The sequence below is a fragment of the Aminobacterium sp. MB27-C1 genome (assembly GCF_030908405.1).
In the GTDB taxonomy this organism is placed as follows: domain Bacteria; phylum Synergistota; class Synergistia; order Synergistales; family Aminobacteriaceae; genus Aminobacterium.
The window spans coordinates 1,806,412-1,831,283 of sequence record NZ_CP133089.1; the positions used below are offsets into that span (position 1 = coordinate 1,806,412).

General features: G+C 41.1%; 20 protein-coding genes. 7 read left to right on the forward strand and 13 right to left on the reverse strand.

What is annotated here, in order from left to right; genetic code table 11:
- The first annotated feature begins 30 nt into the window (after positions 1–30).
- From RBH88_RS08760 to RBH88_RS08780, 5 genes are all read left to right on the forward strand, one after another.
- Positions 31–660 (forward strand): M48 family metallopeptidase, encoded by a 630-nt coding sequence (locus tag RBH88_RS08760; RefSeq protein WP_213690971.1) that lies wholly within the window; start codon positions 31–33, stop codon positions 658–660.
- Between the two features lie 184 nt (positions 661–844).
- A complete protein-coding gene (locus tag RBH88_RS08765; protein WP_213690970.1) occupies positions 845–2,068 on the forward strand; it encodes a PLP-dependent aminotransferase family protein in 1,224 nt (407 codons plus the stop codon).
- Between the two features lie 59 nt (positions 2,069–2,127).
- Positions 2,128–3,333 carry a PLP-dependent aminotransferase family protein gene (locus RBH88_RS08770; RefSeq protein ID WP_213690969.1) on the forward strand — a complete coding sequence of 402 codons (1,206 nt, stop codon included), beginning with the start codon at positions 2,128–2,130 and terminating at the stop codon, positions 3,331–3,333.
- Positions 3,334–3,440: 107 nt separating this feature from the next.
- Positions 3,441–4,808 carry a tRNA uridine-5-carboxymethylaminomethyl(34) synthesis GTPase MnmE gene (gene mnmE / locus RBH88_RS08775; protein ID WP_213701371.1) on the forward strand — a complete coding sequence of 456 codons (1,368 nt, stop codon included), beginning with the start codon at positions 3,441–3,443 and terminating at the stop codon, positions 4,806–4,808.
- A gap of 23 nt (positions 4,809–4,831) precedes the next feature.
- On the forward strand, positions 4,832–5,431 hold the full coding sequence (locus RBH88_RS08780) for a nitroreductase family protein (RefSeq protein ID WP_213701372.1): 600 nt from the start codon (positions 4,832–4,834) through the stop codon (positions 5,429–5,431).
- A gap of 75 nt (positions 5,432–5,506) precedes the next feature.
- Here the strand turns inward: RBH88_RS08780 and RBH88_RS08785 are convergent, their stop codons facing one another.
- From RBH88_RS08785 to RBH88_RS08805, 5 genes are all read right to left on the reverse strand, one after another.
- Positions 5,507–5,884, reverse strand: coding sequence for a DUF6672 family protein (locus RBH88_RS08785; protein ID WP_213701373.1), 378 nt, complete (start codon positions 5,882–5,884; stop codon positions 5,507–5,509).
- Positions 5,885–5,910: 26 nt separating this feature from the next.
- A complete protein-coding gene (locus tag RBH88_RS08790; RefSeq protein WP_374047584.1) occupies positions 5,911–7,017 on the reverse strand; it encodes an ABC transporter permease in 1,107 nt (368 codons plus the stop codon).
- Positions 7,014–8,057: an ABC transporter permease gene (locus tag RBH88_RS08795; RefSeq protein ID WP_374047607.1), complete on the reverse strand. Its 1,044-nt coding sequence runs from the start codon at positions 8,055–8,057 to the stop codon at positions 7,014–7,016. The genes RBH88_RS08790 and RBH88_RS08795 overlap by 4 nt, the downstream gene beginning before the upstream one ends.
- On the reverse strand, positions 8,057–9,667 hold the full coding sequence (locus RBH88_RS08800; protein WP_213690964.1) for a sugar ABC transporter ATP-binding protein: 1,611 nt from the start codon (positions 9,665–9,667) through the stop codon (positions 8,057–8,059). The genes RBH88_RS08795 and RBH88_RS08800 overlap by 1 nt, the downstream gene beginning before the upstream one ends.
- Positions 9,668–9,804: 137 nt before the next feature.
- Positions 9,805–11,103: a DUF3798 domain-containing protein gene (locus tag RBH88_RS08805; RefSeq protein WP_213690963.1), complete on the reverse strand. Its 1,299-nt coding sequence runs from the start codon at positions 11,101–11,103 to the stop codon at positions 9,805–9,807.
- A gap of 500 nt (positions 11,104–11,603) precedes the next feature.
- On the opposite strand from RBH88_RS08805, the gene RBH88_RS08810 reads away from it, so the two are divergent.
- Entirely contained in the window at positions 11,604–12,803 is a 1,200-nt protein-coding gene (locus tag RBH88_RS08810) for a sugar diacid recognition domain-containing protein (RefSeq protein WP_213690962.1), read from the forward strand.
- Here the strand turns inward: RBH88_RS08810 and RBH88_RS08815 are convergent.
- The 6 genes from RBH88_RS08815 to RBH88_RS08840 all read right to left on the reverse strand — a co-directional run bounded on the left by RBH88_RS08815 (position 12,788) and on the right by RBH88_RS08840 (position 21,149).
- On the reverse strand, positions 12,788–13,681 hold the full coding sequence (locus tag RBH88_RS08815) for a DMT family transporter (RefSeq protein WP_213701374.1): 894 nt from the start codon (positions 13,679–13,681) through the stop codon (positions 12,788–12,790). The two genes, RBH88_RS08810 and RBH88_RS08815, sit on opposite strands and share 16 nt — an antisense overlap.
- Positions 13,668–14,363 carry a transglycosylase SLT domain-containing protein gene (locus tag RBH88_RS08820; RefSeq protein ID WP_213690960.1) on the reverse strand — a complete coding sequence of 232 codons (696 nt, stop codon included), beginning with the start codon at positions 14,361–14,363 and terminating at the stop codon, positions 13,668–13,670. Before RBH88_RS08820 ends, RBH88_RS08815 begins: the two co-directional genes overlap by 14 nt.
- Complete coding sequence (locus RBH88_RS08825; RefSeq protein ID WP_213701375.1) at positions 14,363–15,628, reverse strand: D-serine ammonia-lyase; 1,266 nt, start codon at positions 15,626–15,628, stop codon at positions 14,363–14,365. The genes RBH88_RS08820 and RBH88_RS08825 overlap by 1 nt, the downstream gene beginning before the upstream one ends.
- A gap of 99 nt (positions 15,629–15,727) precedes the next feature.
- On the reverse strand, positions 15,728–18,763 hold the full coding sequence (locus RBH88_RS08830; RefSeq protein ID WP_213690958.1) for an efflux RND transporter permease subunit: 3,036 nt from the start codon (positions 18,761–18,763) through the stop codon (positions 15,728–15,730).
- Positions 18,760–19,818: an efflux RND transporter periplasmic adaptor subunit gene (locus RBH88_RS08835; RefSeq protein ID WP_307879553.1), complete on the reverse strand. Its 1,059-nt coding sequence runs from the start codon at positions 19,816–19,818 to the stop codon at positions 18,760–18,762. Before RBH88_RS08835 ends, RBH88_RS08830 begins: the two co-directional genes overlap by 4 nt.
- A 14-nt stretch (positions 19,819–19,832) precedes the next feature.
- Positions 19,833–21,149, reverse strand: coding sequence for a TolC family protein (locus RBH88_RS08840; protein ID WP_307879554.1), 1,317 nt, complete (start codon positions 21,147–21,149; stop codon positions 19,833–19,835).
- Between the two features lie 241 nt (positions 21,150–21,390).
- On the opposite strand from RBH88_RS08840, the gene RBH88_RS08845 reads away from it, so the two are divergent.
- The gene (locus RBH88_RS08845; protein WP_213696038.1) at positions 21,391–23,061 is read left to right on the forward strand and encodes a DEAD/DEAH box helicase; all 1,671 of its coding nucleotides are present in this window, start codon (positions 21,391–21,393) and stop codon (positions 23,059–23,061) included.
- A gap of 87 nt (positions 23,062–23,148) precedes the next feature.
- On the opposite strand, the gene RBH88_RS08850 is transcribed toward RBH88_RS08845, so the two are convergent.
- Both RBH88_RS08850 and RBH88_RS08855 read right to left on the reverse strand, forming a co-directional pair.
- Entirely contained in the window at positions 23,149–23,349 is a 201-nt protein-coding gene (locus RBH88_RS08850; protein ID WP_213690954.1) for a cold-shock protein, read from the reverse strand.
- A 108-nt stretch (positions 23,350–23,457) separates the two neighbouring features.
- Entirely contained in the window at positions 23,458–24,774 is a 1,317-nt protein-coding gene (locus RBH88_RS08855) for an MFS transporter (protein WP_307879555.1), read from the reverse strand.
- Positions 24,775–24,872: the final 98 nt, after the last annotated feature.

A 24,872-nucleotide genomic window follows, 5' to 3' on the forward strand; every position in this document is an offset into this window, starting at 1 on the left:
CATTGAAAAATAGAGGAAGAGGGTGAGAATATGAAAAAACACCTTACAGTAACCACTGTGTTGATAACCGTTGTGCTTTGCCTGTTTGCAGAAGCTGCCCAGGCTGCGCTCTCCCCGCAACAGCTTGAGCGAGCATGGAAACGAATTTCAGAGGCTGCTGGCATAGAGACAACGTCGATAACAATAGAAGATAAAAAGGAGCCTAATGCATGGGTTCGCTTTTCAGGAAGCGATCACGCTGTTTATGTCACGACTGGCTTATTAAAAATTCTCAATAAGGAAGACGAAATAGCCGGTATACTTGGTCATGAAACAGGACATATACAGCTTAACCACTATGGAAGCACTATAGGTAGAAATTTGCTATGGGCTCTCCTCTTTAAAAATGTTAAGGGAGATCGCAACTCTGAGCTTTTGGCAAGTCTCGGAGTCGGCCTAGCAGAATCTGGTTTCAGCAGGGAACAGGAAGTTGAAGCCGACGATTACGGAATTAAACTTTCCGTAAAGGCTGGCTATAGCGCTTGGGGACTCGTCAATGCTCTTGAAAAAATGAGAGATGCCGGATATGAAACATCTCCAAGCGGCTTCAACTCACACCCACCAACAGAACGTCGCTTACAACATATACGTGCTACGGCACGAACATATAGTCAGCAATAGGCTCTCTCTGTATACTTTATCCTTTCTTCTAAAAGCATTTATTTTCTTTTTTCAATGCTATAATTGTCGTGTACTGTCTTGTCTTTTCTTATTTATATCAATGTAGTCTACAATTTACTGCCTTTTACTTCATCGTTTTCAGAATTGATGTATTTTATTAAAAGCTGATGGGGAGGCGATATGCGTGAGTAAGGTTTGGGAAGGGAATTTTAGCTACAATGCTAAGAATGTCAGGCCTTCACCAATAAGAGAAATGCTGGCTGTTATTAAACAACCGGGAATGATTTCTTTTGCCGGTGGCATGCCTGCACCAGAAGTATTTCCTGTGGACGAATTTTACGAAGGGGTACATATTCTTAAAGAGGATGGGAAAAATATTCTTCAGTATGGAACAACAGAAGGATACCCTCCCTTAAAAGAATTCCTTGCCGAGTGGACAGCCCCTCGTATGGGGAAAGTTGCAACCCTAGAAGAAATGTTGATCACTACAGGATCACAGCAAGCTTTAGACCTTTTCTCGTGGGCAATGATCGATAGAGGTGATTATGTCATCACCGAAGATCCCACGTATCTTGCAGCTCTCACCACTTTTTATAACCATGGAGCTAAGTTTTTAGGAGTCCCTATGGACAAAGATGGTATGCAGGTTGATCTTCTTCCTGAAATCATCGAAAAAGCTCGTAAAGAGGGTAAAAACGTAAAGTTTATCTATACCATCGTCAACTTCCAAAACCCAGGCGGCGCTACAATGACCTTAGAACGGCGCAAAAAACTTGTTGAGATTTCACACAAATATTCTATTCCAATTTTTGAAGACGACCCTTATGGCTATGTTCGCTATGATGGAGAACATTTGCCGTCTATCTTCTCTCTTGACGATAATGATGGCGTTATTTACGCTGGTTCATTTTCGAAGATTCTTTCTCCTGGAAGCCGCATAGGATGGGTTACCGGATCTAAAGAAATCATCAGAAAGATGACTGTGTTCAAACAGGCTACTGACTTGTGCACCAGTACCATCACACAAGCTCTTGTCGCTGAATATTGCCGTAACGGATATCTTGATAAACATCTTCCTGTCATAATTGATAACTACCGCGTAAAACGTGACGCTATGCAAGAAAGCTTTAAACGCCATCTGGAACCACTTGGCGTAACATGGGTTAAACCTGAAGGCGGGTTCTTCTACTGGCTGCACTTCCCTGAGGTCAATACCAAGGATCTTTTCAATAAAGCTATTGAAAAGAAAGTTGCATTTGTCATTGGTGAACCCTTCTGTACTAATCCTGGTAGCGGAGCTCACAATGCTCGACTTTGCTACACTTTCCCGACGCCGGAAGTCACAGAGGAAGGAGTCAAACGTTTGGCAGAAGCCATACAAGAACTTGCACAAACCGTTACCGCATAGATATTCCAGGGGCCTTTTCAAAAGGCCCCTTATTCTATAAGGGAGGGAAATCAGAACTAGTGAATACCTATTGGGATGCTTTGTATAGTCATTCAGCATTACAAATCAAACCTTCTCCCATTAGAGATATTTTCCACGTTATACGCAAACCAGGCATGATTTCTTTTGCAGGAGGTATGCCTGATCCTGACATCTTTCCTATTGAGCAATTCTACGAAGCAACCTCAATCATCAAAAGAGAAGGACGAGATATTCTTCAATATGGCATTACGGAGGGGTACCCTCCACTTAAAGAATTTCTAATAGAATGGCTGAAACCACGACTTGGGCACAAGGTAGAGATGGATGAGATGCTTATAACCTCAGGGTCTATTCAGGCAGCAGATCTTCTTACCCTCTCTACAATAGACAAGGACGATTATGTTATTACTGAGGAACCTACATTCTTGGGCACAACCATTGATATGTATAACCACGGAGCGCGTTTTATCTGCGTTCCATGTGACTCCGAAGGCATGCAAGTAGAGCAACTTCCAGAGCTTATAGAAAAAGCTCGTTCTGAAGGCAAAAAAATAAAGTATATCTACACTATCCCTAACTTCAACAATCCCTCTGGCGCCACTATGAGCCTTCTGAGGAGAAAAAAACTTATTTCTATAGCCAATCAGTACGGCATTGCTATTTTGGAAGATGACCCTTATGGATATATTCGATTTGAAGGAGAGCATTTACCTTCACTCTTCTCTCTTGATACATCAGGACTCGTTATTTATGCAGGATCTTTTTCCAAAATTTTAGCGCCTGGAACCAGAGTAGCCTGGTGTTGTGGAAATAAAGATATTATAAGAAAAATGGCTGTTTTCAAGCAGGGAGTCGATACGTGTACAAGTGTTGTAGCCCAGGCCTTAGTTTACGAATATTGTCGCCTAGGTCACCTTGATAACTTTCTACCACGCATAGTCGAGCATTACCGTCAAAAACGAAATCATATGAAAGATGCTCTTCAATTTCATATTCCCCAAAAAACTGCTTCTTACAACATTCCATCAGGTGGTTTTTTCTTTTGGGTAAAAACTCCTGACATTTTGGCAGAGGATCTTTTTGAAAAAGCTCTCGAAAAAAATGTAGCCTTTGTTAAAGGAGCGCCCTTTTTCCCCAATGGAGGTGGAGAACATCATTTTAGGCTTTGTTATACTTTTGCATCGCCTGAAATGATTGATGAAGGAATTCGACGACTAGCAGAATCGATGGAAGAGCTTCTTTAAATTTGTTTTATTCAATTCAAGGGCCGCTTTCCAGAAGCGGTCCTTTTTGTTATAAGATACTGGCATGGAGAAACAAATATAAACCCGAAGATGGGGAGGAGACATTCATGTCAGAAGAAACAATAGCTGCTATATCTACAGCCTGGGGAGAAGCAGGAATTGCAATTATAAGACTTTCAGGACCAGCTTCCCGGCAATTGGCTGACGAAGTGGTTCAAGGAGTCCGCCCATTAGCAGAAACCTCTCCTCGTTTTTTGCGAAATGGTTTTTTGCTTGATGAAAATAAAGAACCAATTGATCAGGTTCTTTTTTCATGGTTTAAAGCTCCTAAAAGCTACACCGGTGAAGATATGGTCGAGATATCCACCCATGGAGGAACATTAGTCGCTCAAAAATGTCTTGAACGACTTATCAGCAAGGGAGCCGTTTTGGCAGAACCAGGGGAATTTACAAAACGAGCCTTCCTAAACGGGAAAATTGACCTTTCTCAGGCAGAGGCAGTATTAGGAATAATACGATCAAAAAGTGAAGAAGCCCTTCGCGCCGCCACTCGTACGTTACGGGGAGAACTTTCCAGCTTTGCTCGTGATATTTACAACGAAATTATGGAAATTTCTGCATCTATAGAAGTCGGCCTTGATTTTCCTGAAGAAGATATTCCCTATATGGATAGCAGTGACGTTGAAGCATCTTTATCCACTCTCAAACAAAGTCTTGAAGATTTGCTTGATCGTTGCAATACGGGATTCCTTCTTCGTGAAGGTATCAGAGTAGCTCTTGTTGGCCGCCCAAATGTGGGGAAATCATCTCTGCTTAACGCATTACTTAAAGAATCACGGGCTATCGTTACTTCTGTACCAGGAACAACGCGAGATGTAATAGAAGAAGTGCTTACATATCGCGGAATACCTATTCGTCTTATTGACACTGCCGGAATTGATGCCCCTTCTGATGAAATTGAAGCTATAGGCATTGCCCGAGCTGAAAAAGCTATGGCAGAAGCTGATATTCGTGTCTGGGTAATAGATGGGAGTGAACCCTTCACACCTGCAGATCTAGCTTTCATTCCTAAACTATCATCAACAAACCATATAGTTGCAATCAATAAGTCAGATCTTCCACTCGTCATAAGTGAGGAAATGGTGAGCGGCCTTTTACCCCAAAGCCTGATTTGCAATATTTCAGCAGAAAAAAGAGAAGGCATAGAGACATTAAAAGATACCATTGTGGCAAATATTGCTGGTGGAGGAACGCTAACTTCCGGTTTAAATGCTTCATCTCGACAAGTTGAGGAAATTAGACGAGCTATTCAATCATTAGCTCAAGGCGTAACAGCTCTTGAAGAAGGTCTTGGGCAAGATATTGTAGCAACCTGTTTATACGACGCGCGAGGATGTATGGAGCGTCTTCTAGGGCTTTCCATTGATGATGCTTTGCTTGATACAATTTTCAGCCAATTTTGCGTAGGCAAATAACAAGAATATGAGGAGGCCTAAAAATGGAAAAAAGCGCAGATAGTGCATATCTTATTCACGAACTCATCCGAAACAGATGGAGTCCGCGATCCTTCACAGACATGATGCCAAGTCAAAGCCAACTTCTTTCCCTTTTTGAAGCAGCACGTTGGGCTCCTTCATGTTATAACGATCAACCGTGGTTTTTTATTGTCGCCACAAAAGAAAACCCAAAGGAATACGAAAAAATGCTATCCTGTCTTGTTGAGCAAAACAGGATATGGGCTCGACAAGCACCTGTACTCGTTATATCTGTGGCAAGAATAACATTCTCTCTTAACGGCAAACCCAACGCTCATGCATTTCATGACCTTGGAATGTCCATACAAAACATTGCCCTTCAGGCAACAGGAATGGGATTGGCGATACATCCGATGGCCGGTTTTTCAAAAAAGTGTACTCGGGAAACGTATAACATTCCCGAGGGATACGATCCTGTAACAGCTCTTGCCATAGGATTTCCAGGAGATCCGAACACTCTTCCCGCTGCTCTTAGAGAAAAGGAAATGGAGCCACGACAAAGAAAAAGTCTAAAAGATTTTATTTTCGCTTGCACATGGGGCGAAAACTTTATATCAGAATAAAGCATAAAAAAAGGGGGAGCAAAGTTATTTAGCTCCTCCTTTTTTATAACTATATAACAGTCTTTTTAAACGCTACTATCTTTTCTGAATCCACTGCGAAACATCTGATCCGAGGGCAGGGATACTAAGAAGATCCCCCGACTGTCGTGTCAGCTTGAATTTCTTTTCGATCTTCTTGATAACGTTTTTTTGTTCATCCATGATTTCTACATGAATCTGATGAGATTTTCCGATGACAAAAACAACGTCTCGTCCGCCAGCTTTCAATAGAACTGGCTTTTTAGATGTGCTCACATCCACATTGACCCAAGCATAGGGCTGTAGTTCCTGCCCATCAATCGTAATAGCCTTATTATCTACAAGTAAGTTATATCCTTTTCCTGCGTTATAAAGAAATACGGAAATAATCACAAAAAATATGATTATCCCCACATTAACCGTTGATCGTCTCATATCCTATGCCTCCTGTCTATGCCTTGTCAGGCATTCCCACGTAAGGCTCGCCGCGCTCTATCTTTATCTTGCTGACGACGCCACGCATGCAAAACAAGAGCTATGGCTATAATTCCATACGAGACAAAGACTCTGAAGTATTCTCCTAATTGCGCCTGTCCAATGAGATATTTCCCTGCCATAGGAGAAACAACAAACATAAGGTGGAAAAGGATAACACCTATAAACACATTGGGAATAGTCGCTTTAGTAACACTGGCGCCACCAACGAGAAGAGCAGCTATAGCAAACATCCCTGCCTGCTCGTGACTATTATATGTATTCATAGTACCAATGTTCTGCAAGAAAATAATCTGGCCGTAGCATGCGAGTACCGTTGAAATTACGATAGAAATAATACGAGTTCTTTCTACCGGAATACCTGCTGCTTCGGCTACATCCATATCTTGTCCCACAGCTCGCATATCTTGCCCTAACTTTGTCTTGCGGAACCATACGACAAAGACGCAAAAAGCAGCGATAACAAGAAATGTCGCAATAGGAATAGCTACGCCACCAATTGAAAGAGGAATAAGGTTATCGAGACATTTTCTGATATTCTCAAGGTTCGTTACATTTCGAATACCAAAACCTCTCGATAAAACAAGATCTGGACTCTTTATCGGAAATACACTTCCAAAACCATAAAGAACGATAAGCTGATATACACCATTCATAAAGAAGCCCAATATAAAGGATGTAACCATCTCCCGCCCTTTGGCTCTGTTCAAGATAACTCCGCACATCCAGCCTAACAAGACAGCAAGAGGAGTAGAGATGATCATTGCCAGAACCATTCCAGGAATACCAACAATGTTCCAGTCAGTAATGAGAATAAGCCCGATCTCTCCTGCCATTGCTCCCAGCACCATTCCAAAATTAAGGCCCATTCCTGCCATGATAGGGATAAGCAGGGAAAGGACAAGGAAAGAGTCTCGCGCCAGACGAACAAGCATTTCCTGTACTAGATACTGAGTCGAAAAGCGAGAAATAGGGATAGCCACTGCGCTTAGCGCCAAAAAGATAATTGGCACCGCGTTACTAACAAAGAAATGGGATAAATTATCCTGAAAAGACGATTTTTTAGTCATCATGATTTCACTTTCACCACCCTCGTGAGAGCATACAGAATCATACCGTTAGAAACGATGATTCGTATAACTTCTGACATGTCAGTCTCAATGAGACTATTGATAACGGATGGAGTCATTGTCAGGATTCCCTGAAAGAGAATCGTACCAATAACAACATTGAGTATAGACGCTTTATTTACTGATGCGCCCCCGATGAGGATAGCTGCTACTGCAGGGAAAGCCATATAAAAAGGCCCCATATACAGCTGTATGAATCCGAAACTCTGCTCGTACATTATGATACCTATAGCACCAAGAACTGTTGACAAAACAACGGAGAGAGTTCTCATTCTATCGACATTTACTCCTGCTGCTTTTGCATATTCAGGATTCGACCCCACTGTCGTCATAGCCGTGCCTATTTTTGTCTTCATAAACATCCACATTGCAAAGCAAAGAAAAGCGAAGAAGAGCATCATCCCTGTGGGACAATAAAAGAAATCGCCTATATTAAAGGCCAAAATGTCACTAATAGCCCTACTCCAGTACCCATCTACCGAAATAGTCGTACGTAAGCCTGCTCCGGCATATCCCCAAACCATATTAGGACTTTTGTACGGAAGAACCAGCCACATAATGCACATAAAAGCAACAGAGGAAAAGCCTACATAGGTAGCAATCATCATTTCGCCACCTTTTACTCTGTTTAGAAGCTGGCCGTACAACCATCCTAGAACAATCGCTATGGGAGTAGCGATGAGCATGGCTGTAAAAATCCCGGGAAGACCTGTTACTCCTAATTCAATACTAGTTACCGCGCCAAGCAAGCCGGCGATAATACCCAAAGGCAAACCGAAGTTAAGACCACATCCTGCCTGTATCATAGGTACCATAGCAAGGACCATGACTCCGTTCATGCCAAAACGAACGAGAGTATCGCTAATTGAAGTGTCTACCCGAACCCTAACAAAGGGGGCCATGACAAAAAGTCCGAGAAGAAAAAGGGCTATAATAACCCTTGGCCAGCCGGCTTTTTCAATAAAACTGCGTATGTTGTTCATCATACACCCACCTTCTCCACACCATTTTTAATTTCACCAAGCATAAGAAGTCCAAACTCAGTTGATGGGCATGTAGCAGGACGTGTGCCACCGATTCTGCCTTCATTGACAATAGCTATCTGGTCACAAATAGACCGTAATTCTTCAAGTTCTGAAGAGATCATGACGATTGTTGTGCCTCTCTTCTGGTTGTATTCTCTCAATGTATCGAGTACAACTCTCTTTGCTCCCACGTCAATACCTCGTGTAGGTTCTGAAACAAAGAGTAATTTAGGGTGAAGCGCAAAGGCTTTCGCCAGACAAACCTTCTGCTGGTTACCACCTGAGAGCTCCTGCACGCGCTGATGCTCACCTGTGCACTTGATTTCAAGAGCCTCGATATACTTTTGTGTAGCTTCTCTTATGGCTTCTTCATCACGAATTTTAAACAAACCGCCAAAAACTGGTTTCAAAAATCTACTTTGCATCTGAAGGGTTGTAAAAATAATGTTCCATGAAATGGGCTCTTCTAGTAGTAAACCAACACCACGACGATCCTCGGAAACAGACGCAATTCCCATAGAGAGAGGGGAACGAGGATCATTTAAAACAACTTCTTTTCCATCAAAAACAACACTGCCGCCTGAAGGGTACATTCCCATTATGCCATTAGCAATTCCAAGTTTACCTTGACCCGCCAATCCCCCGATACCAAATATTTCTCCCTCTTTTACTGAAAAAGAAACATCTCGCACCGTTTCACCTGGCATATCTACCCAAAGGTGCTCTACTTTGAGAATGTCTTTAGCAAATGATCTTACTGTTTCTTCCCTAGCAAAAGCAGACTCAATATTCCGTCCCACCATATGAGTGGCTATTTCCATTACGTTTGTTTGTGCCGGAGTCGTTTCATGAACAACTTGTCCATCACGTAAAACAACAATCTTATCGCACACATCAATGATTTCATGTAATCGGTGAGATATAAAGATGATGGCAATTCCCATAGCTGCTAATTTTCGCATGGAAGCCAAAAGTATCTCTGCTTCTGATTCTGTCAACACCGCCGTAGGCTCATCAAGGACAAGAAGTTGGGTCTTTTCTTTATCAATTTCCCTTGCTATCTCGGTAAATTGTTTGTGTCCTACAGGCATTTCTGAAACGAGAGTATCAGAGTCAATAACAACGTTAAGTTTCTCTATTGCAGTTTTTCCACGAAGTTCCATTTCATCTGTGTTAAGAGTGCGAAGACGATCGCCAAAAGATTCTACGAGGACGTTATATTGTGTAGGCTCTCTGTTCAATACAATATTTTCTGCAGCGGTAAAACCAGGGATCAAAGAGAACTCCTGGTGCACCATTCCGATACCAGCATCCAGAGCATCAAGAGGATTCTTAAACTGAGCTTCCTCCCCATTAATGAAGAATTTACCTTCATACCCTCCAGTTTCCTGGATTACAGACATTCCGAAAAGGATATTCATTAATGTAGATTTCCCCGCACCATTTTCTCCAACAAGCCCGAGAATCTGGCCTTTCTCGAGGGTAAAGCTCACATCCTTCAAGACTCTGTTGCCAAAATACGCCTTGCCTATCTTTTCCATCTTTAATAAGGGCTCAGATAAAGCCATTGTTGTCACCTCTCCACTTCCAAGCCTTGGAAAAATTCTCCTGGAAAATTAGGAGCAGAAATAAAGGGGAGGAAAGGATTTTCCTCCCCTAAGAAAAGGCTCGTTTTTAGGTCGCTATTTCTATGGGGCCTATTTGACTATTTAATAGAGAAATACTTTTCAGGAACCGTAACATCGGTCATGCCAAGGTAGCCAAGGCCAAATATATAGGTATCCTGATAAACGAGAACGTGATTCTTCTTGACAACGCCAGTAGCGATATCTGTGTAGAGACTTCCGTTCCATTTTGCGCCAGGCGTATATTTTCCGTAGCATTCAAAGAGAGCATCAGAATCTTCGAGTTCAACAGACCCTTCAACAACCCGTTTGGCAAATTCGCCAAGAGCTGCTGTTGTGGTGTAACCATAAGAGTAGGCCCATGTTCCCATTCTCTTGGATCCGCCCTTAGCAGCAACTGCTTCTTCTACTCTCTTAAGTATTGCAGGCCAATCGCCTTTAACGTCAGAGAGTTCTATCCCCAAAGCTCCGGGATATCCCATAAGAGGAGAAGGAAGGTCTGCTTCTACAAAATATCCACCCTCTTCAGCAATACGCTTCAGCAATGGCTCTGTATGAGCGTCATTCGTACAGAAGAATGCTGTGTCTTTACCATACTTTTCAAGCCAGGCAGGAACTTTCTCAAGAATAAACTGCTGAGCTCCGGCAACTCCCACGTCACTTGTTGGGTCTGGAGCTGTTTCAAAATGGAATCCCATACCCAGATCCTGACATGCAACTTCCATAATGTTTCTACGGCGAGAAAGAAGTTCGTAGCTCATATGTCTCGGGAAGGAAATGTGAACAAATTCCTTGGCACCCATTTTCTGGGCAGCCGCTACGATCAGATAACCACGGGCGATATTATCGCAGTTAATTACAAGATCAGCAGCAGACTCGATAACACCTGGGTCCTCATGAGCTTCTCCGGCAAAGAGAAGGATGTCAGGGCGTTTTTCCCGAACTCTTCTGAAAGCCTCGGTTGTTCCCGGAATAGCCTGGTTAACGATAATGGCTTTCATCATGGGATCATCGGCCAAACCAGCTATCTGAGCAATAGTGGTTTCCATTTCAACCATGAAATTATCCGGATAAGTAATATGCTGAATCATTCCGCCGTCACTTACACTGCCGTACTCTTCAATAAGCCGTTCTGCACCACGAAGGTCATCTTCAGATTGAGAAACGGTACCGGTGCAAATACCAATATGGAAAGCCGCTTTTTCCACTGAAGTTTCAGCCGGCTTCTCCGCCGGGGCTTCAGCTGTTTTCTCAGCTGGCTGCTCAGCCTGCTGTTGAGGAGCTGGAGCCTGTTCCTGGGGTTTGTTCCCCACCATCATCCAACCACCAAGTGCTACTAAAATAACGATAACTAAAATGACAAGTTTCTGTTTCTTCATTACCCTACCCCCCACCTATAGTATAGATCTATACACATGATTGAAGAGTCTACTATAGTATTTTATTGTCAAAGCATAGAAAAGACAAGAGAATTGTTATTTTAACTATTTATTTCTTTACCAAAGTAAACAAATTTAAGAAAAAATAAACGGGAGGACACTTTTGTCCTCCCGTGGGAAAGGGGAATATATTTTTAATGGCACGGCCAGGCCATTCATAAAGAACCAATCCTCTACCTTATAGTTATATAACCTCTGCTAAACCTGCCATAAATACGACGCACAGAAAGGCTATTCCGGCACAGGCTGACAGAACAAATCTGTCATTCATGGTTATTGCCTCCTTAGTAACAAGTTGTCTTTTTTATTGCTTAGTTATATTATACACAAGAAAGACACGAAGACATGAGACAAATGAACAGTTATTATGTATTATAAACACATATATTTGTGCTTTTGAACAATATTTTTCCACAACAAACTAAAAGGAGCAGCTACCAATGCTTGATAAAATTGCGCAAAAAATAGCATCTTCTACAGCAGAACTCATTAACATCGACATTATCATTACAAACGAAAAAGGAATTATTATTGGAGCCAGCGATCCTAGCCGAAAAGGAAGTCTTCACAAACCCTCTCTTGATGTTATAAGAACGGGAATAAATTCAATACAGGAAGAAAATGAAACGTTACTTCTAGACGGAATAAGACCAGGAGTCACTTTACCTATAGAATTCGCAGGAAAAAGAATTGGAACAATAGCTCTTGCTGGGATGCCCTCAAAAGTTACCCAATTTGGTTTGCTTGTAAAAAAACACACAGAACTTATTTTGAGTGAAAAAATGTTTTCTGAAGCTTTTTTTCTTCGAAGTCGGGCTATACAAACTCTTATGGAACAAATTGCCGCTTTCGACCCTGAAAAAGATGATGAAACATCACTTTTTGTTTCCGCTCGCGGATTAGGTTTTGAACTTCAAATTCCTCGGATTGCTATTGCGGCAGAACTGCTCTATTCTCGAGCGACCGACGACGAAATTGGCGTTGGTTCTACTCCATATACACAAATGGATGTTCTGATGGCTATACGAACAGCTTTTAACAGACCACAGGATATTTCAACAATGATTGATCCCGACCGTTACGAAATACTTCGAGCGGCAAATGCTTTGCTCAACGAGAAACAAGTGGTGGAAAGAACGCGAAAGGAATGTGAAACGTTACAAAATCTTTTAAACGAAAAAGGATTGGAAATTGTTATCGGCATAGGAACTCTTGCTCACGATACATCAAGACTTCCTGCTTCACATCGAGATGCATGGAAAGCTGTCACTATTGGCAAAAATATTTATCAAAAACCAGGAATCTACTCTATTAACGAAATGATGTTGGAAGATCTTCTGACAACTGCCAGCCGAGATGTTGCTGAACGTTTTAGGGCATCTCATCTGACCCCTCTGAAAAAAGCCTCTGATGGTGAAGAACTTATACACACCTTCAGAGTTTGGTGTGAGCATCGTTTCAGCCCCAGTGCTGCGGCCCGCACGCTCAATATTCATAAAAATACCCTAAACTATCGAATCAATAAAATCGAATCCATATGTGGACTTGACTCTCAAAATTTCAAAGAGATACTTTCTCTCTATACAGCCATTCTCATCAATGAACTTTTCAATAGGAGTGACCATCAATTTTTCTTGTGATAATTGACAATTCCTACACCCACTAAAACTAGCAATCCTCCCAAAAGACTGGAAAAAAGAAGGGGTTCTCCAAGAAATAACCATGCAACTGATACTGCAACTATAGGATTGAGATAAAGAAAAACTCCGACTTCTGACGCGGGAAGAGCCTTGAGGGCATCGTACCAAAATACATAAGCGACAGCAGAACAAAGAACGCCCAAAAAGGCCACACTTCCCCATCCTGCAACATCAAGATAGGAAATATCGTGTAAACCATGAACAAATAAAGGTATAGAACAAAAAATCCACCCAGAGGCAATAACAAAAAACATGGACAAAGCAGGTGGAAGAGTTTGCACAGTTTTTCTCGATAGAACTGAAAAAAGCGCCCATGTAAAAGCTGAGCAAACAACAAGTAATTCTCCGAAATTATAGTTAGCCTTCGTAAAAAAGTGTATATTCCCCTTCGAAAGAATCACCAAAACCCCAAAAGCAGCTAAGATAATTCCATAAGATTGTCTCTTTGTAATTCTTTCCTTAAGAAAAAAACTACCAAGTAAAGCAATAAGAATGGGAGTCCCGGCAATGATCAATCCAGAAATCCCTGCAGCAGCCGTTCGAAGTCCAGCAGACTGTATATAGCTATGTAAAAAGACTCCCAAAAAACCTAAGCCACACAGTTCAACAAGCTGACGTGGCGGAAGATGTATAAATGATTTTTTAATGTAAAGGATGCCACCTAAGACAAAAGTCCCGATTCCGAAACGAAGCCACAACAAGGTTGTTGGCGATATTTGTGATACCGCAACTTTGATGGCAGTAAAGGAACCGCCCCAAAAAAGTACAGCCAGAAGGGCTTCTATTCGAGCTCGTACATTAGGATTACATGTCACCATAGGCACCTTCGATAAGCAAGTTTATTTTTTGAGCGAAACGATTATCCAATTCCTGACGGTAAGAAAAAATTCCTCTCACGTACCTTTCACTCTTCCCACCATAGTACCTTGATAAAGCACGGATAATATCACCTTCTGAAGAGTTTAAATAACACGAAAAAATATATGTTCCTACCATAATGTTATTTTTGGGTTTCATCATATCTGAAAGAGTTTTTATATGGGAGAAGGCTTTCGCTATATTTTGTTTATGAACACGCCAGTTGATCTGCATCAAACCATAAGCGACTCTAGAACGAGCGCTGTGACGGGCTTTTGACTCTTTTATAATAATGGCAGCGATAATAAAGGGATCGACACCAAATTGACTTCCTGCTTCTAATACATAGTGTGCATAATTTTCTGCACGATCTACTTCGAGATTTTTATTTTTTTCTCTAAAAAATTCGGCAATGGCTTCTTTTCGTACTTGAGTCTCCATCTCTTTTTGTTGCCGCTTCTCTTCTATTTCTTTTTCTTTGCTGAGTTCTTTATCTCTCTCTTGTTGTGCGTACATCTCCGAGGGAAGAGTTAAACACTGCCCCTCTGCCCAAACTGGAGAAGACAAGAAAAATCCTACGAAAAGAAGTGAAATGATAAGTGAAATGTTCTTGACATTTATTTTTGAAGTCAAACTACTCATTACCTGAGCCCCTTCCCTTTAGCATACATTTTATTAAAAAGATCGTCTGGCAAAAAAAGCCCTCCTGTAAGCCAGGCTATGTGCGTTCCTTCTGCTGGAATTTCTGGTGTAACCAACGGCCCTTTTATACTCGCAGCTCCAGAAGGTTCTATTTTTTTCTCTTCCGTATCATAAAGAAGGGCGAGAAGACGATAAAGTTCTTTATCTTCTATTGTATAGATTCCTTCTATCAAATTTCTTTCAAGCTTCATTACTAGTTTAGAGGGAGAACCAACAGCCAGACCATCAGCTTCAGTTACTCCATCAATACCACAATCTGAAACTCGAATAGAATCATCATTCTTAAGCATTCCAAGAAGCATACAGGGAGCATGAGTCGGCTCCACAAAATAGCAACGTACAGCATCGCCAAAAAGATGCTTCAACCCAAAAGCTATTCCACCTGGCGCACCCCCAACACCACACGGTAAATAAACCTGAAGAGGGTGAAGATCGTCTACGACAATTCCATATTTCTTAAGCTGTTTTTCAAGTCGAAAAGCCGCTACAGCATATCCTAAGAAGAGATCCACCGAGTTTTCATCATCTACAAAGTAAGCTCTAGGATCTTTTGCGCACTCTTTTCTCCCTTCTTCCACGGCTTTCGAGTAATCGTCATCATATTCCTTGACTATAACTCCATGATTCCTCAAAAAGGACTTCTTCCATTCTTTCGCATCTCGAGACATATGCACTGTTACCTGAAAGCCAAGGGTGGCCGAAATAATTCCAATGCTCATTCCAAGATTCCCTGTCGAACCAACCGCCACTTTATATTGAGAAAAAAAGTGACGGAATCGTGGTTCATAAAAAACAGAATAATCGTCATCAGGAGAAAGTAATTTTTCTTCCAGAGCTAACTCTTCCGCATGTTTCAACACTTCATAAATGCCGCCCCGTGCCTTTATTGAACCAGCAACTTGAAGTTCACTATCGCACTTAACAAAAAATCGGCCATTTATTTTATGTTTGTAAAGAGTCTCCATCGCTTCTTTAAGATTGGGGGTTTCACACAGGGGAGATTCGATTATGCCATCTTCCGTTTCTGGAAAGGCTTTTTTTAAGAATGGAGCAAACCGTTGTAAACGATCGCCTGCATCCTTTATTTGCATAAATGAAATGGGAAGCGTTTCAAGAAGTTTTACTGCGTCCTCTTTTTGATTGTTAACCCATGATACAGGCTCCATTTTCAAGACACGCTGAAGCACAGTATTCGTCTTCTCCATAAAATCAACACCTCTTTTTCTTTGGAAAGAGTGTCGCCATAAAGTTTAATTAACAATAGGAGGTATTCTAATAGAATATTGAATCTTCATCAACCGCTATTATACCGAAGTCCTTCTATGAAGAATGGTGTAAATAGGTGGAATAGCAAAAAGTGCTAGTGTCCCCCCCGCTATAAGACCTCCTATAACCACTATGGCCATGGGAGCTCGATACGGTCCACCTGCACCTAGCCCGAGCGCTAATGGAATCATGGCAATAATGGATGTTAAATCAGCCATAATAATAGGACGTAATCTGACAAGACAGGCCTGACGGATAGCCTCGCGGGGTGCAAGACCTCCTTTTCTGCTTTTTTCTGCATAGTCAATAATAACGATTGCATTATTAACAACAAGTCCCACAAGCATAACGACACCAAGCAAGCCGTAAAGGGAGACAGCCGTTCTTGTAAAATATAAGAAGGGTATAACTCCAATAGCTGAGAGAGGAAGAGTAATCATAATAACGAAGGCATAGAGATATGATTCAAGAATAGCAGCAATCATTAAAAATGTGAGAATTATAGCCATGCCAAAAGCAACGTATAGATAATAAAAGTTTTCTTGAATATCCTCCACTTCTCCTGCAAAAGAAAAGCGATAGCCAGTGGGCAAAGAAATTTCGTGGATTTTATCTTGTATTTCTTCAAAAGCACTTCCAACGCTACGTCCATTTACATCAGCTTCAATAGTTATGGCACGTATCCGATCAGATCGAAGAATACTCGTCGGACCAACACCATAGGTAAATTCAGCTAAAGAAGAAAGGGGGACAAAACCTGAAGGTGTAGCAATAGGGAATTCTTCAATTTTATTAAGAGAAGATCTACGCTGGAAATCAAGAAGTGAGACAATATCATACTCTTTCCCTTCAACTCTGAACACACCTGCTTTTTTCCCGGTAATATAGTTTCGAACCGTCTCTGTAACATCCCGAACAGAAATTCCTAAAAGCCCGAGCTTCCATGGTATTGGAAGAATTTGAAATTCAGGACGCCCCAACCGCCAATTCGTATCGACATCCACAACGCCTTGAGTCTGGCGCATCTTTTCCATAACTTGACCGGCAATTTTATTCAATTCACCTATATTTTCGCCTGAAATGAGAATCTGTATAGGTTTACCAGGTGATCCCCCTCCACTTACGGAGGCACTTATGCTTGCTGTAACATCTGGTATAACTGCAAAATATTCACGAAGACGTTCTGCTAATTCAAAGGAAGAAGGTCGCTTCGGATCGTCGGTCAAAACCACTTTGAGCCTGCTTCTATTCACGCCAACTTCTGAACGACTGCCGCCAACGGCAATTTCTATAGCCTTCACTCCCGACAAAGAACGAACGTATTTTTCAACTTTTTCTGTAACTTCCTCTGTATAGGCAAGGGATGAAGCAGATGGAAGTTCAAGAGATATTTCCATCAAACCTCTATCCACTCGCGGAATAAATTCAACACCTAAAAAAGGAACTAAAAAAAGCGAAGCCAAAAATGCAAGTGCAAAAAGGCCAAGAGTCAGATAGTTATGGTCAAGAGCTTTATCAACAAGAACATCGTGGGCTTTATCAAATTTAGAATAAAGCCAAGACCACCATGCTGTCGCCTTTCGACTGAAGTCAGATGGTTCAGTACCATAGGGCACTCTGGCAGCAACCATGGGTGTCAATGTCATAGCAACCCATAGAGAAAAAATAGTAGCAAAAACAATAGTGAGGGCAAAATCCTGTAAAAATTGTCCAGCTATCCCTTTCATAAAAGCTACTGGGATAAAGACCCCTAAATTTGTAGCCGTAGTGGAAAAAACAGAAAGAGCAATATCTGCCGTTCCTTTCTCTGATGCTACAAATGCTTCCTCTCCCAAGTCTCTGAATCTGTAAATATTTTCAAGAACCAAAATAGAATTATTAACGAGAATTCCAACGGAAATAGCTAAACCAAGAGTACTCATCATATTCATAGTTATATCTGAAATATACATAGGAATAAATGTTGAGATAACAGCTGTAGGCATGGCAGCCGCCACAACGAAAGTCAGGGAAAAACGCTGCAAAAATAGAAAAAGGACGAGGCCTGTCAAAAGAATTCCAATTAGCATATCTCGGAAAACATTGCGTATCGCCTCTCGTATAAAGGTGGAGATATCATCAGTAATGGTAACTTCAAATCCTGTCGGCAAAAAGGGGATAATATCTTCCAATTCTGATCTGATCCTATCGCTAACCTCAACAACGTTACTCCCGGGAGTAGCTATGCAATCGATAAGTATGGCTTCTTTTCCCTCATATTTGGCATATCCTCGTGGTTCTTCTGTCGTATCAACAATCTGTCCTACGTCTCCAAGACGAATAGAGGTGGTTCCTTCAAGAGAGATTCTGATATCTTCGAGTTCATCCGGATCCTTCACTTCTCCTAACACACGAACGGAACGTTCTTTTCTACCCTGAATAATATGTCCAGAGGGATCGTTAACGTTATTCGCATTCAGAACCTGAATAATTTTCTCTGGGGATATTTTATATTGATAGAGTTTTACAGGATCTAGGTACACGTGAATTTCGCGCTGTAATCCACCAAGAATTTCAGCACTGGCAACTCCCTGTATCTGTGTCAATCTGCGCTGAACCTTATCTTCTACAATGTCATAAGCATATTCAGGAGGAAGATTTGACGAAATGGCAATGGTCATGAAGGGAAAGGCATTGATATCGAATTTTTCAGTAACAGGATCTTCCGAATCATCTGGCAGTGTGGCGCTTATAGCTTTGACACGGTTAGAAATATCCATAGTTGCTTCTGAAATATTCACGTTATACTCAAATTCAACAACAACAAAAGAAACACCTTCCAAGGAATAACTACGAATACGCTTCACTCCTTCGACCTTGGAAACCGCATCTTCAATAGGCTTACTCACCAAAAGTTCAATTTCAGAAGGGCCTGCTCCACTATAAGCCGTCATAACAGAGACAACGGGGATATCCACATCGGGAACGAGGGCTACACCAATATTAAAATAGCTATAGAGACCAAGAACAACTGCCAGTAAGACTGTTACGCTAGTAAAAACGGGACGTTCTATAAAGACTCTCAAGAATTTCATGGAGACACCTCTTCAAGAATGGGAGCCCCATCATAAACTTGATCTACACCTCGCCTGACTAAAATTTCTCCTTCTTCAAGCTCGCTTCTTACTTCTAAAAGACCATCTTGTGCACGACCTGGAACAATCTTCCTCTTAAATGCCTGATTCTCCTTAATTATAAAAACATAGACCTCATTACGTTCTCTCCTCAATAAATCATCTGGGATAACTATTGTATTCTTCCTCGAATCTAAACGTATCTGGATTTCCACAAACGTTCCGGGATAAAGATTAACCGGCCGCTCAAGAGAGATTACGGTTTTATACATACCTGTTTCAGACTGCGCTTCAGGATCAATTCTCTTAACAGATCCACGAGTTATGGTATTTCTGCATAAAATACGGCAGGGACTACCTACATCAAGAGTAACTGCATCGGAAGAAGCCAACATAACCTCTACTTCAAGCTTGTTTAAATCTGCTAAGCGAAAAAGTTCTATTCCCGGCTCTGCGACCTCTCCGACATCTATATCTTTAGAAATAACGACCCCTTCCATTGAAGACCGTATAGCTGTTCTGTGCATTGTTGTCTGAGCTTCCTGTAATCGAGCCCTCCTTTCATTAAGAAGAGCCAAAGCTTGCTCAACTTCCTTTTTTGAAATTCCACCAGCATCATAAAGACGCTTTTTTCGCTCTAAATCACGTTTTGCATTTTGAAAGTCTGTTAATTGAGATGCCAGTTCCGTCGTTTGAGTAATCTTTTCAAGCTCGCAAAGCACTTGACCAGCAGAAACTTTATCCCCCACATCTACATAGACCGCAGATACAAATTCTCGAACATAGGCAGTTATTGATTGCTCTGATACAGATCGAATTTTTCCGTAATATGTTTTCCAATAATCCCAATAGGAACGCTCAACAACATACGATGTAACTGGAATAGCCTGTATGCCAGCTACCGTTTTAATCTCTTCAGAATCTAGCTTTTTATTGTTTTTTTTATACGTGATCATAATCAATACAGAGAAAATTAATATGATAAGAAACAACATAAAACGTTTATTTGTCTTCATCATAGACACCTTTTCTAACTTTCTTTGTCTGGTCCGCTTTCAGGATGACTATACCCTCCAGCAACTCTTTTTAATTCCGCTAAGGATTTATACACATCCCGAATGGCTGCCAAATATTCCGTCTGGACTCTCTGGTTCTCTACTTGAGCACGTAAAAGATCAAGTTGATTACCCATTCCCTCTTGGTACATCAACCTTGTAATAGCCAACTCTCGGGTACTCTGATCCAATTGCTGTTTTCTGCTTTTTTCCAAAGCTAGCGATTTTTCCCAATCATTTTGAGCTTCTACCACTTCTTGATATATAGAGGTTTCTTTAGCTTGTATATTGTAATGAGTCGATTGTATTAACTCTTCATATTGCTTCTGTTGCAATTTCGATTTTTGTCCATCAATAATAGGCACTGTCATTACTAACGAGAGACGGATATCACCTTCCAAAGACTCTTTTTGCTCGCTATCGGTAAGGGCTACATATCCTAAACTAGCTTCAAGCATTGGAGAAAGTCCTTTGGCTGCAAGAATGCGCGAGAGTTCCAGTTGTCTTAACGTCAAATTGAGTATGTTCAAATCATCTCTGTTGGCTAAAATTAGTTCAATAGTTGATGAATTTACAGATAGAACAAACGAGGTTGATATGCTCAACGAAGAAAGGGCTGTTTCTGGAATCATATTCAAATGTTGATTTGTCGCAAGAACATTCATGGAGGTCAAAGCATTTTGGAAAAAAGCTTCAGCTTCAGTCAAAAAGCTTCGGCTTTCTTCTACTTGTGTAGATGCTCTAATAACATCAAGTTCTGGAACCATTCCCTGCTTATATTTTTCTTGAGCTACTTTTAATAGTTCAAGTCTCTCATAAAGAATATTTTTTTGTAACTCTACATTTTCTTTAGCCCACGCAGCTTCCCAAAAGGCCTTTTCGGCCTGCGCAAGAATTTTATTTTTTTCATCTTTATATTGGAAAATAGATTTCTCATATTCAATAAGATAGTATTCTTCTTCAGGAAGATATTTTCCAGCAATATCTATTTTTTGAAGTACGTTTAAAGATAATGTCTGTTCATTTTTATTGCTTCCAGTAAAAACGATATTCTCTGTTTGAAGATTTATGGCAAGCCTCTGATGGGCAACTAAGGACTGAACTTCTGAGAATTTAGCTTTTGCTTGTTTCACAAGAGCTAAAAGAGTAGGATTCTGAGTATCCACTATTCTGAGATACTCCTCTCTATTTATGAGAGTAGAAGATAGAACAGGATTCGGCTGTAAAAAAAGACATAGGCATAAAAACGACAAAAGAAATATACATTTCCATCCTTTATTTTTCACTTTCATCTCCTCTTTATAAAACTCTAATTTTAAAAGTATAATATTCTAACAATTTCATTACTGTCAAGTCGCAGAGAGGTCTGGAAAGTAAACAAACTATAATAAGACTATTTTTGAATTTAGTTGACAAAGTTCAAAACTTCTGCATAATAGGAGAACACAAGAACGGGTATTTTAGATAGTGGCCCCCTCTTGAGGGTGGCCACTTTTTTATGCCCAATGAGAAACAGGAGGCATTTTTGTATTCATGAAACAAAACAACTTTGAGCAATACGAACTTCGGCCAGAACTTCTTAAAGCCCTTTCAGAGAGAGGTTTTTCTTCTCCAACCCCAGTGCAGGACCGAGTTCTTTCTGAAAATATCTGGGAGAAAGATGTTCTTGTCAGAGCAGAAACAGGTTCTGGTAAAACATTGGCGTTTCTTCTCCCTTTACTACAGAGAGTTACCCCTGGTGATAGAAAATCAAAAACGTTAATACTCTCACCTACCCGAGAGCTCTCTCAACAAATATGGAAAGAAGCCGATTGGCTCGGGAGATATCTTAATATCTCTACAGCATCTCTCGTCGGTGGAATGGACATGTCAAGGCAAATTCGTTCTCTGCGAGATGGTTCTTGCGTAGTAACGGGAACGCCTGGACGAGTTTTAGACCATATCAGAAGAGGAACTCTCGACACGTCAGGAATAGAGACTGTTGTTCTTGATGAAGGAGACCATATGCTTGATCTCGGCTTCAAAGAGGAACTAGAAGCCATTCTTGATAGTTTTCCAGATCGAAAGCAAATATGGCTTTTTTCTGCAACTATGCCTGCAGAAATCAAGAACCTTACAAAAAGATACCTTACAACTCCTCTCTTTATCGCTTTGAATAAAGAGGGCGAGGCCAATGAGGACATTGTTCATGAAGTATACCTGGTGCCATCTCGCCACAAAGAAGAAGGGCTTGTCAATACCCTTTTGTGGGAAAAACCAACGAGGGGAATTCTTTTCTGCCATACACGTGCGGAAACAGTAGAACTGGCACGAAAACTTCATGATGAGAATTTTCAGGCTGTCTGCCTTCATGGTGAAATGAGCCAGAGGGAAAGAAATATGGCTCTTTCTCAATTTAGAAGTGGACGTGTTCCTCTTCTTGTTGCTACAAACGTAGCTGCTCGAGGGCTGGATATTCAGGGAGTTTCTCACGTTATTCAGATGGGCTTGCCCGATAACAGAGAAACATTTGTACATAGAAGCGGAAGAACAGGACGAGCTGGTCATGAAGGACGAGATCTACTTGTACTTTCTCCCAAAGAAGCCGCAGCCTTCAAGAGTATGGTACGAACTTCGAATATCTCCATAACATGGAAAAATGTTCCCGACCCCAAGGATATCCGTAAGAAACAACGTATTCTTTATGAAGAAAAAATTTTTGCTGCTGAACATTATGAAACACAGGAGAATCTCGAGTGGGCAGACTCTCTTCTCGAGTGTCACGAAAGTCGTGCTCTAGCTTCGCGGCTACTTGGCCTTCTTTTTTCTCGTAAAAATGCTGGCTATGAACTCTCAGCAGACCTTGATCAAGAAATGAAACAAGGACGGACATCTAGAAGAAACAGGAAAAAAGAAAGCTTTGGCTCTGGTCACTCTCATAAAACCGTCATACGAATAGAGAGAGGCACTGATCACGGTTGGGATGTAGGGAAAATATTAAGAGTCATATGCTCAACTTTGAACATTAATAAGTCCGGAGTTGGCGCTATTCGCCTTAAAAATGATCATGCCCATGTAGAACTGTTACCAGCAGCAGAAAAAGACTTTGAACGATTGGGAAATCGCCTTATCGAGCGAGGTTTACTTGCCGAAGAAAAGAAACCACAACGTAAATCCAGTGAGAAATGGGGACATAAGGCCCCAAGACAACGTAAAAAACGATAGGAACATTAAATATAAAAGAGAGGAGCCTAGGCTCCTCTCTTTATTTTGACTAATGTCTATTTCAACGAATGTAAAGTATGATCGTAATTACATTTTCTGAACGTTAGCAGCCTGGGGCCCCTTATCCCCCTGAGTAACGTCAAAAGACACTCTCTGATTTTCACTTAGGGTCTTGAATCCGTCACCCATAATTGCACTATAATGCACGAAAACATCTTTACCCTCATCTGTTGTTATAAAACCGTAACCCTTGCTATCGTTAAACCATTTCACTGTGCCCTGAGCCATAAAAATGAATCCTCCTAATGCAGAATATAGAGCCGTTTATACACATTAATACGGCCATTAAACGATACCTGATCGAGTAAATACTGTCAAGCAATATTTAAGGTTTTATCATCCTGCACAATTCTTTTCATAAATATTTATACATTTTGTCTCGGGAATAAAAAATATACAAATAAAACTTAAGACTACCGCAACAAAACATGGAAGCAATGCCCGTTGGAAAAGGGGAATACTATCAAGAATACCAGCGTAACGATCAAGAATTTTCCCAATGAGTGTCGTAAAAAGCCCTATAGATAAAAAACAACCTGTATTCATTAAGGATATGGCAATACCTGTAAAGCGTGAGGGAGCCAACTCACGCGCAAGAGCCCATGACATTACATACGCAGTAGTTGACACCCCCATCACGAAATAGAGGGGTTTTAACAACCAAATCGGCGGATGTCCTCCATTATAGAAAACTAAAATACCCCATGTTGCAATGTTTAAAGAAACGAGCAAAAACATAGGCCATCTTCTTCGCCCCACTTTATCTGAAAACCAACCTGAAAAGAGGCTGCCAAGCATTAATCCCACCAATATAATTGCTATATACGAAGAAGCCACAGATGTAGGAAGAGCATAGACAGATTCCATAAAGGCAACGCCCCAAGCGCTGGTAAAAGAGAGACTTGCTCCCTGATTTAATGCGAAGAAGAGGATCACAGGCCATAAACGCCGAACTCGAAGAACCTGTTTAAACCCTTCTTTTAGGCTCTCTTTCTTCTCTATCTCTTTTTTTAGAACATCACTATTTGATATATCAACTTCGTTAATGGGAGGGAATCCCAAATCTTGAGGAGTATTACGAATTAAGAGATAGCATGCAACAGCTAAAAAGATGGAAAATATGCCTATTGCCAAAAAGGTGTTTCTCCATGTAAGAAGAGCAACAGCCCAGGCAAGAGGTGTTTGAGCCAAGAGGCCCCCTCCATTACCAATAAGAGACGTCATGCCAGAAACCGTAGCAAATTCACGTTCCCTAAACCATTTTGATTGTACCTTCAGTATAGATACAAAAACTGTGGCTACGCCTATTCCGACAAAAAAACGGCCTGAAAAAAGAACAAAAGTGGTAGGGGCAGACCCAAAAAGAAGAGCTCCTATTCCAGCTATAAAAATACCAACAGAAACTGTGATCCTTGCTCCCAGAGAATCAACTAAAAGACCAACAGGAATTTGCATAATCATATATGCATAAAAATAGAGAGAAGCTAATGTACCAAAAGCTGCGCCGCTCAAACCAAAGGAATCTACAAGATCACTGCGAACAACTCCCGCTGCAAGACGATGGAAAAAAACAACCATGTAGACTAGAACCATAATTCCCCAAACAACCCAGCGATAATGTAATCCTTTGCTCATTCCATCCTTACTTTGCATTACAAATCCCTCCGATAAACGGTCAACTCTCTACAATCATCAGAAAATAGTATCATAGCATACACAAGAGGACTCTTCTTCTTTTATGTTTACATGGT

Coding starts and splice junctions, on each gene's coding strand:
- RBH88_RS08760 (WP_213690971.1), top strand. CDS start 31: ATGAAAAAACACCTTACAGTAACCACTGTGTTGATAACCGTTGTGCTT.
- mnmE (WP_213701371.1), top strand. CDS start 3,441: ATGTCAGAAGAAACAATAGCTGCTATATCTACAGCCTGGGGAGAAGCA.
- RBH88_RS08780 (WP_213701372.1), top strand. CDS start 4,832: ATGGAAAAAAGCGCAGATAGTGCATATCTTATTCACGAACTCATCCGA.
- RBH88_RS08785 (WP_213701373.1), bottom strand. CDS start 5,884: ATGAGACGATCAACGGTTAATGTGGGGATAATCATATTTTTTGTGATT.
- RBH88_RS08790 (WP_374047584.1), bottom strand. CDS start 7,017: ATGATGACTAAAAAATCGTCTTTTCAGGATAATTTATCCCATTTCTTT.
- RBH88_RS08795 (WP_374047607.1), bottom strand. CDS start 8,057: ATGAACAACATACGCAGTTTTATTGAAAAAGCCGGCTGGCCAAGGGTT.
- RBH88_RS08800 (WP_213690964.1), bottom strand. CDS start 9,667: ATGGCTTTATCTGAGCCCTTATTAAAGATGGAAAAGATAGGCAAGGCG.
- RBH88_RS08805 (WP_213690963.1), bottom strand. CDS start 11,103: ATGAAGAAACAGAAACTTGTCATTTTAGTTATCGTTATTTTAGTAGCA.
- RBH88_RS08810 (WP_213690962.1), top strand. CDS start 11,604: ATGCTTGATAAAATTGCGCAAAAAATAGCATCTTCTACAGCAGAACTC.
- RBH88_RS08815 (WP_213701374.1), bottom strand. CDS start 13,681: ATGGTGACATGTAATCCTAATGTACGAGCTCGAATAGAAGCCCTTCTG.
- RBH88_RS08820 (WP_213690960.1), bottom strand. CDS start 14,363: ATGAGTAGTTTGACTTCAAAAATAAATGTCAAGAACATTTCACTTATC.
- RBH88_RS08825 (WP_213701375.1), bottom strand. CDS start 15,628: ATGGAGAAGACGAATACTGTGCTTCAGCGTGTCTTGAAAATGGAGCCT.
- RBH88_RS08830 (WP_213690958.1), bottom strand. CDS start 18,763: ATGAAATTCTTGAGAGTCTTTATAGAACGTCCCGTTTTTACTAGCGTA.
- RBH88_RS08835 (WP_307879553.1), bottom strand. CDS start 19,818: ATGAAGACAAATAAACGTTTTATGTTGTTTCTTATCATATTAATTTTC.
- RBH88_RS08840 (WP_307879554.1), bottom strand. CDS start 21,149: ATGAAAGTGAAAAATAAAGGATGGAAATGTATATTTCTTTTGTCGTTT.
- RBH88_RS08845 (WP_213696038.1), top strand. CDS start 21,391: ATGAAACAAAACAACTTTGAGCAATACGAACTTCGGCCAGAACTTCTT.
- RBH88_RS08850 (WP_213690954.1), bottom strand. CDS start 23,349: ATGGCTCAGGGCACAGTGAAATGGTTTAACGATAGCAAGGGTTACGGT.
- RBH88_RS08855 (WP_307879555.1), bottom strand. CDS start 24,774: ATGCAAAGTAAGGATGGAATGAGCAAAGGATTACATTATCGCTGGGTT.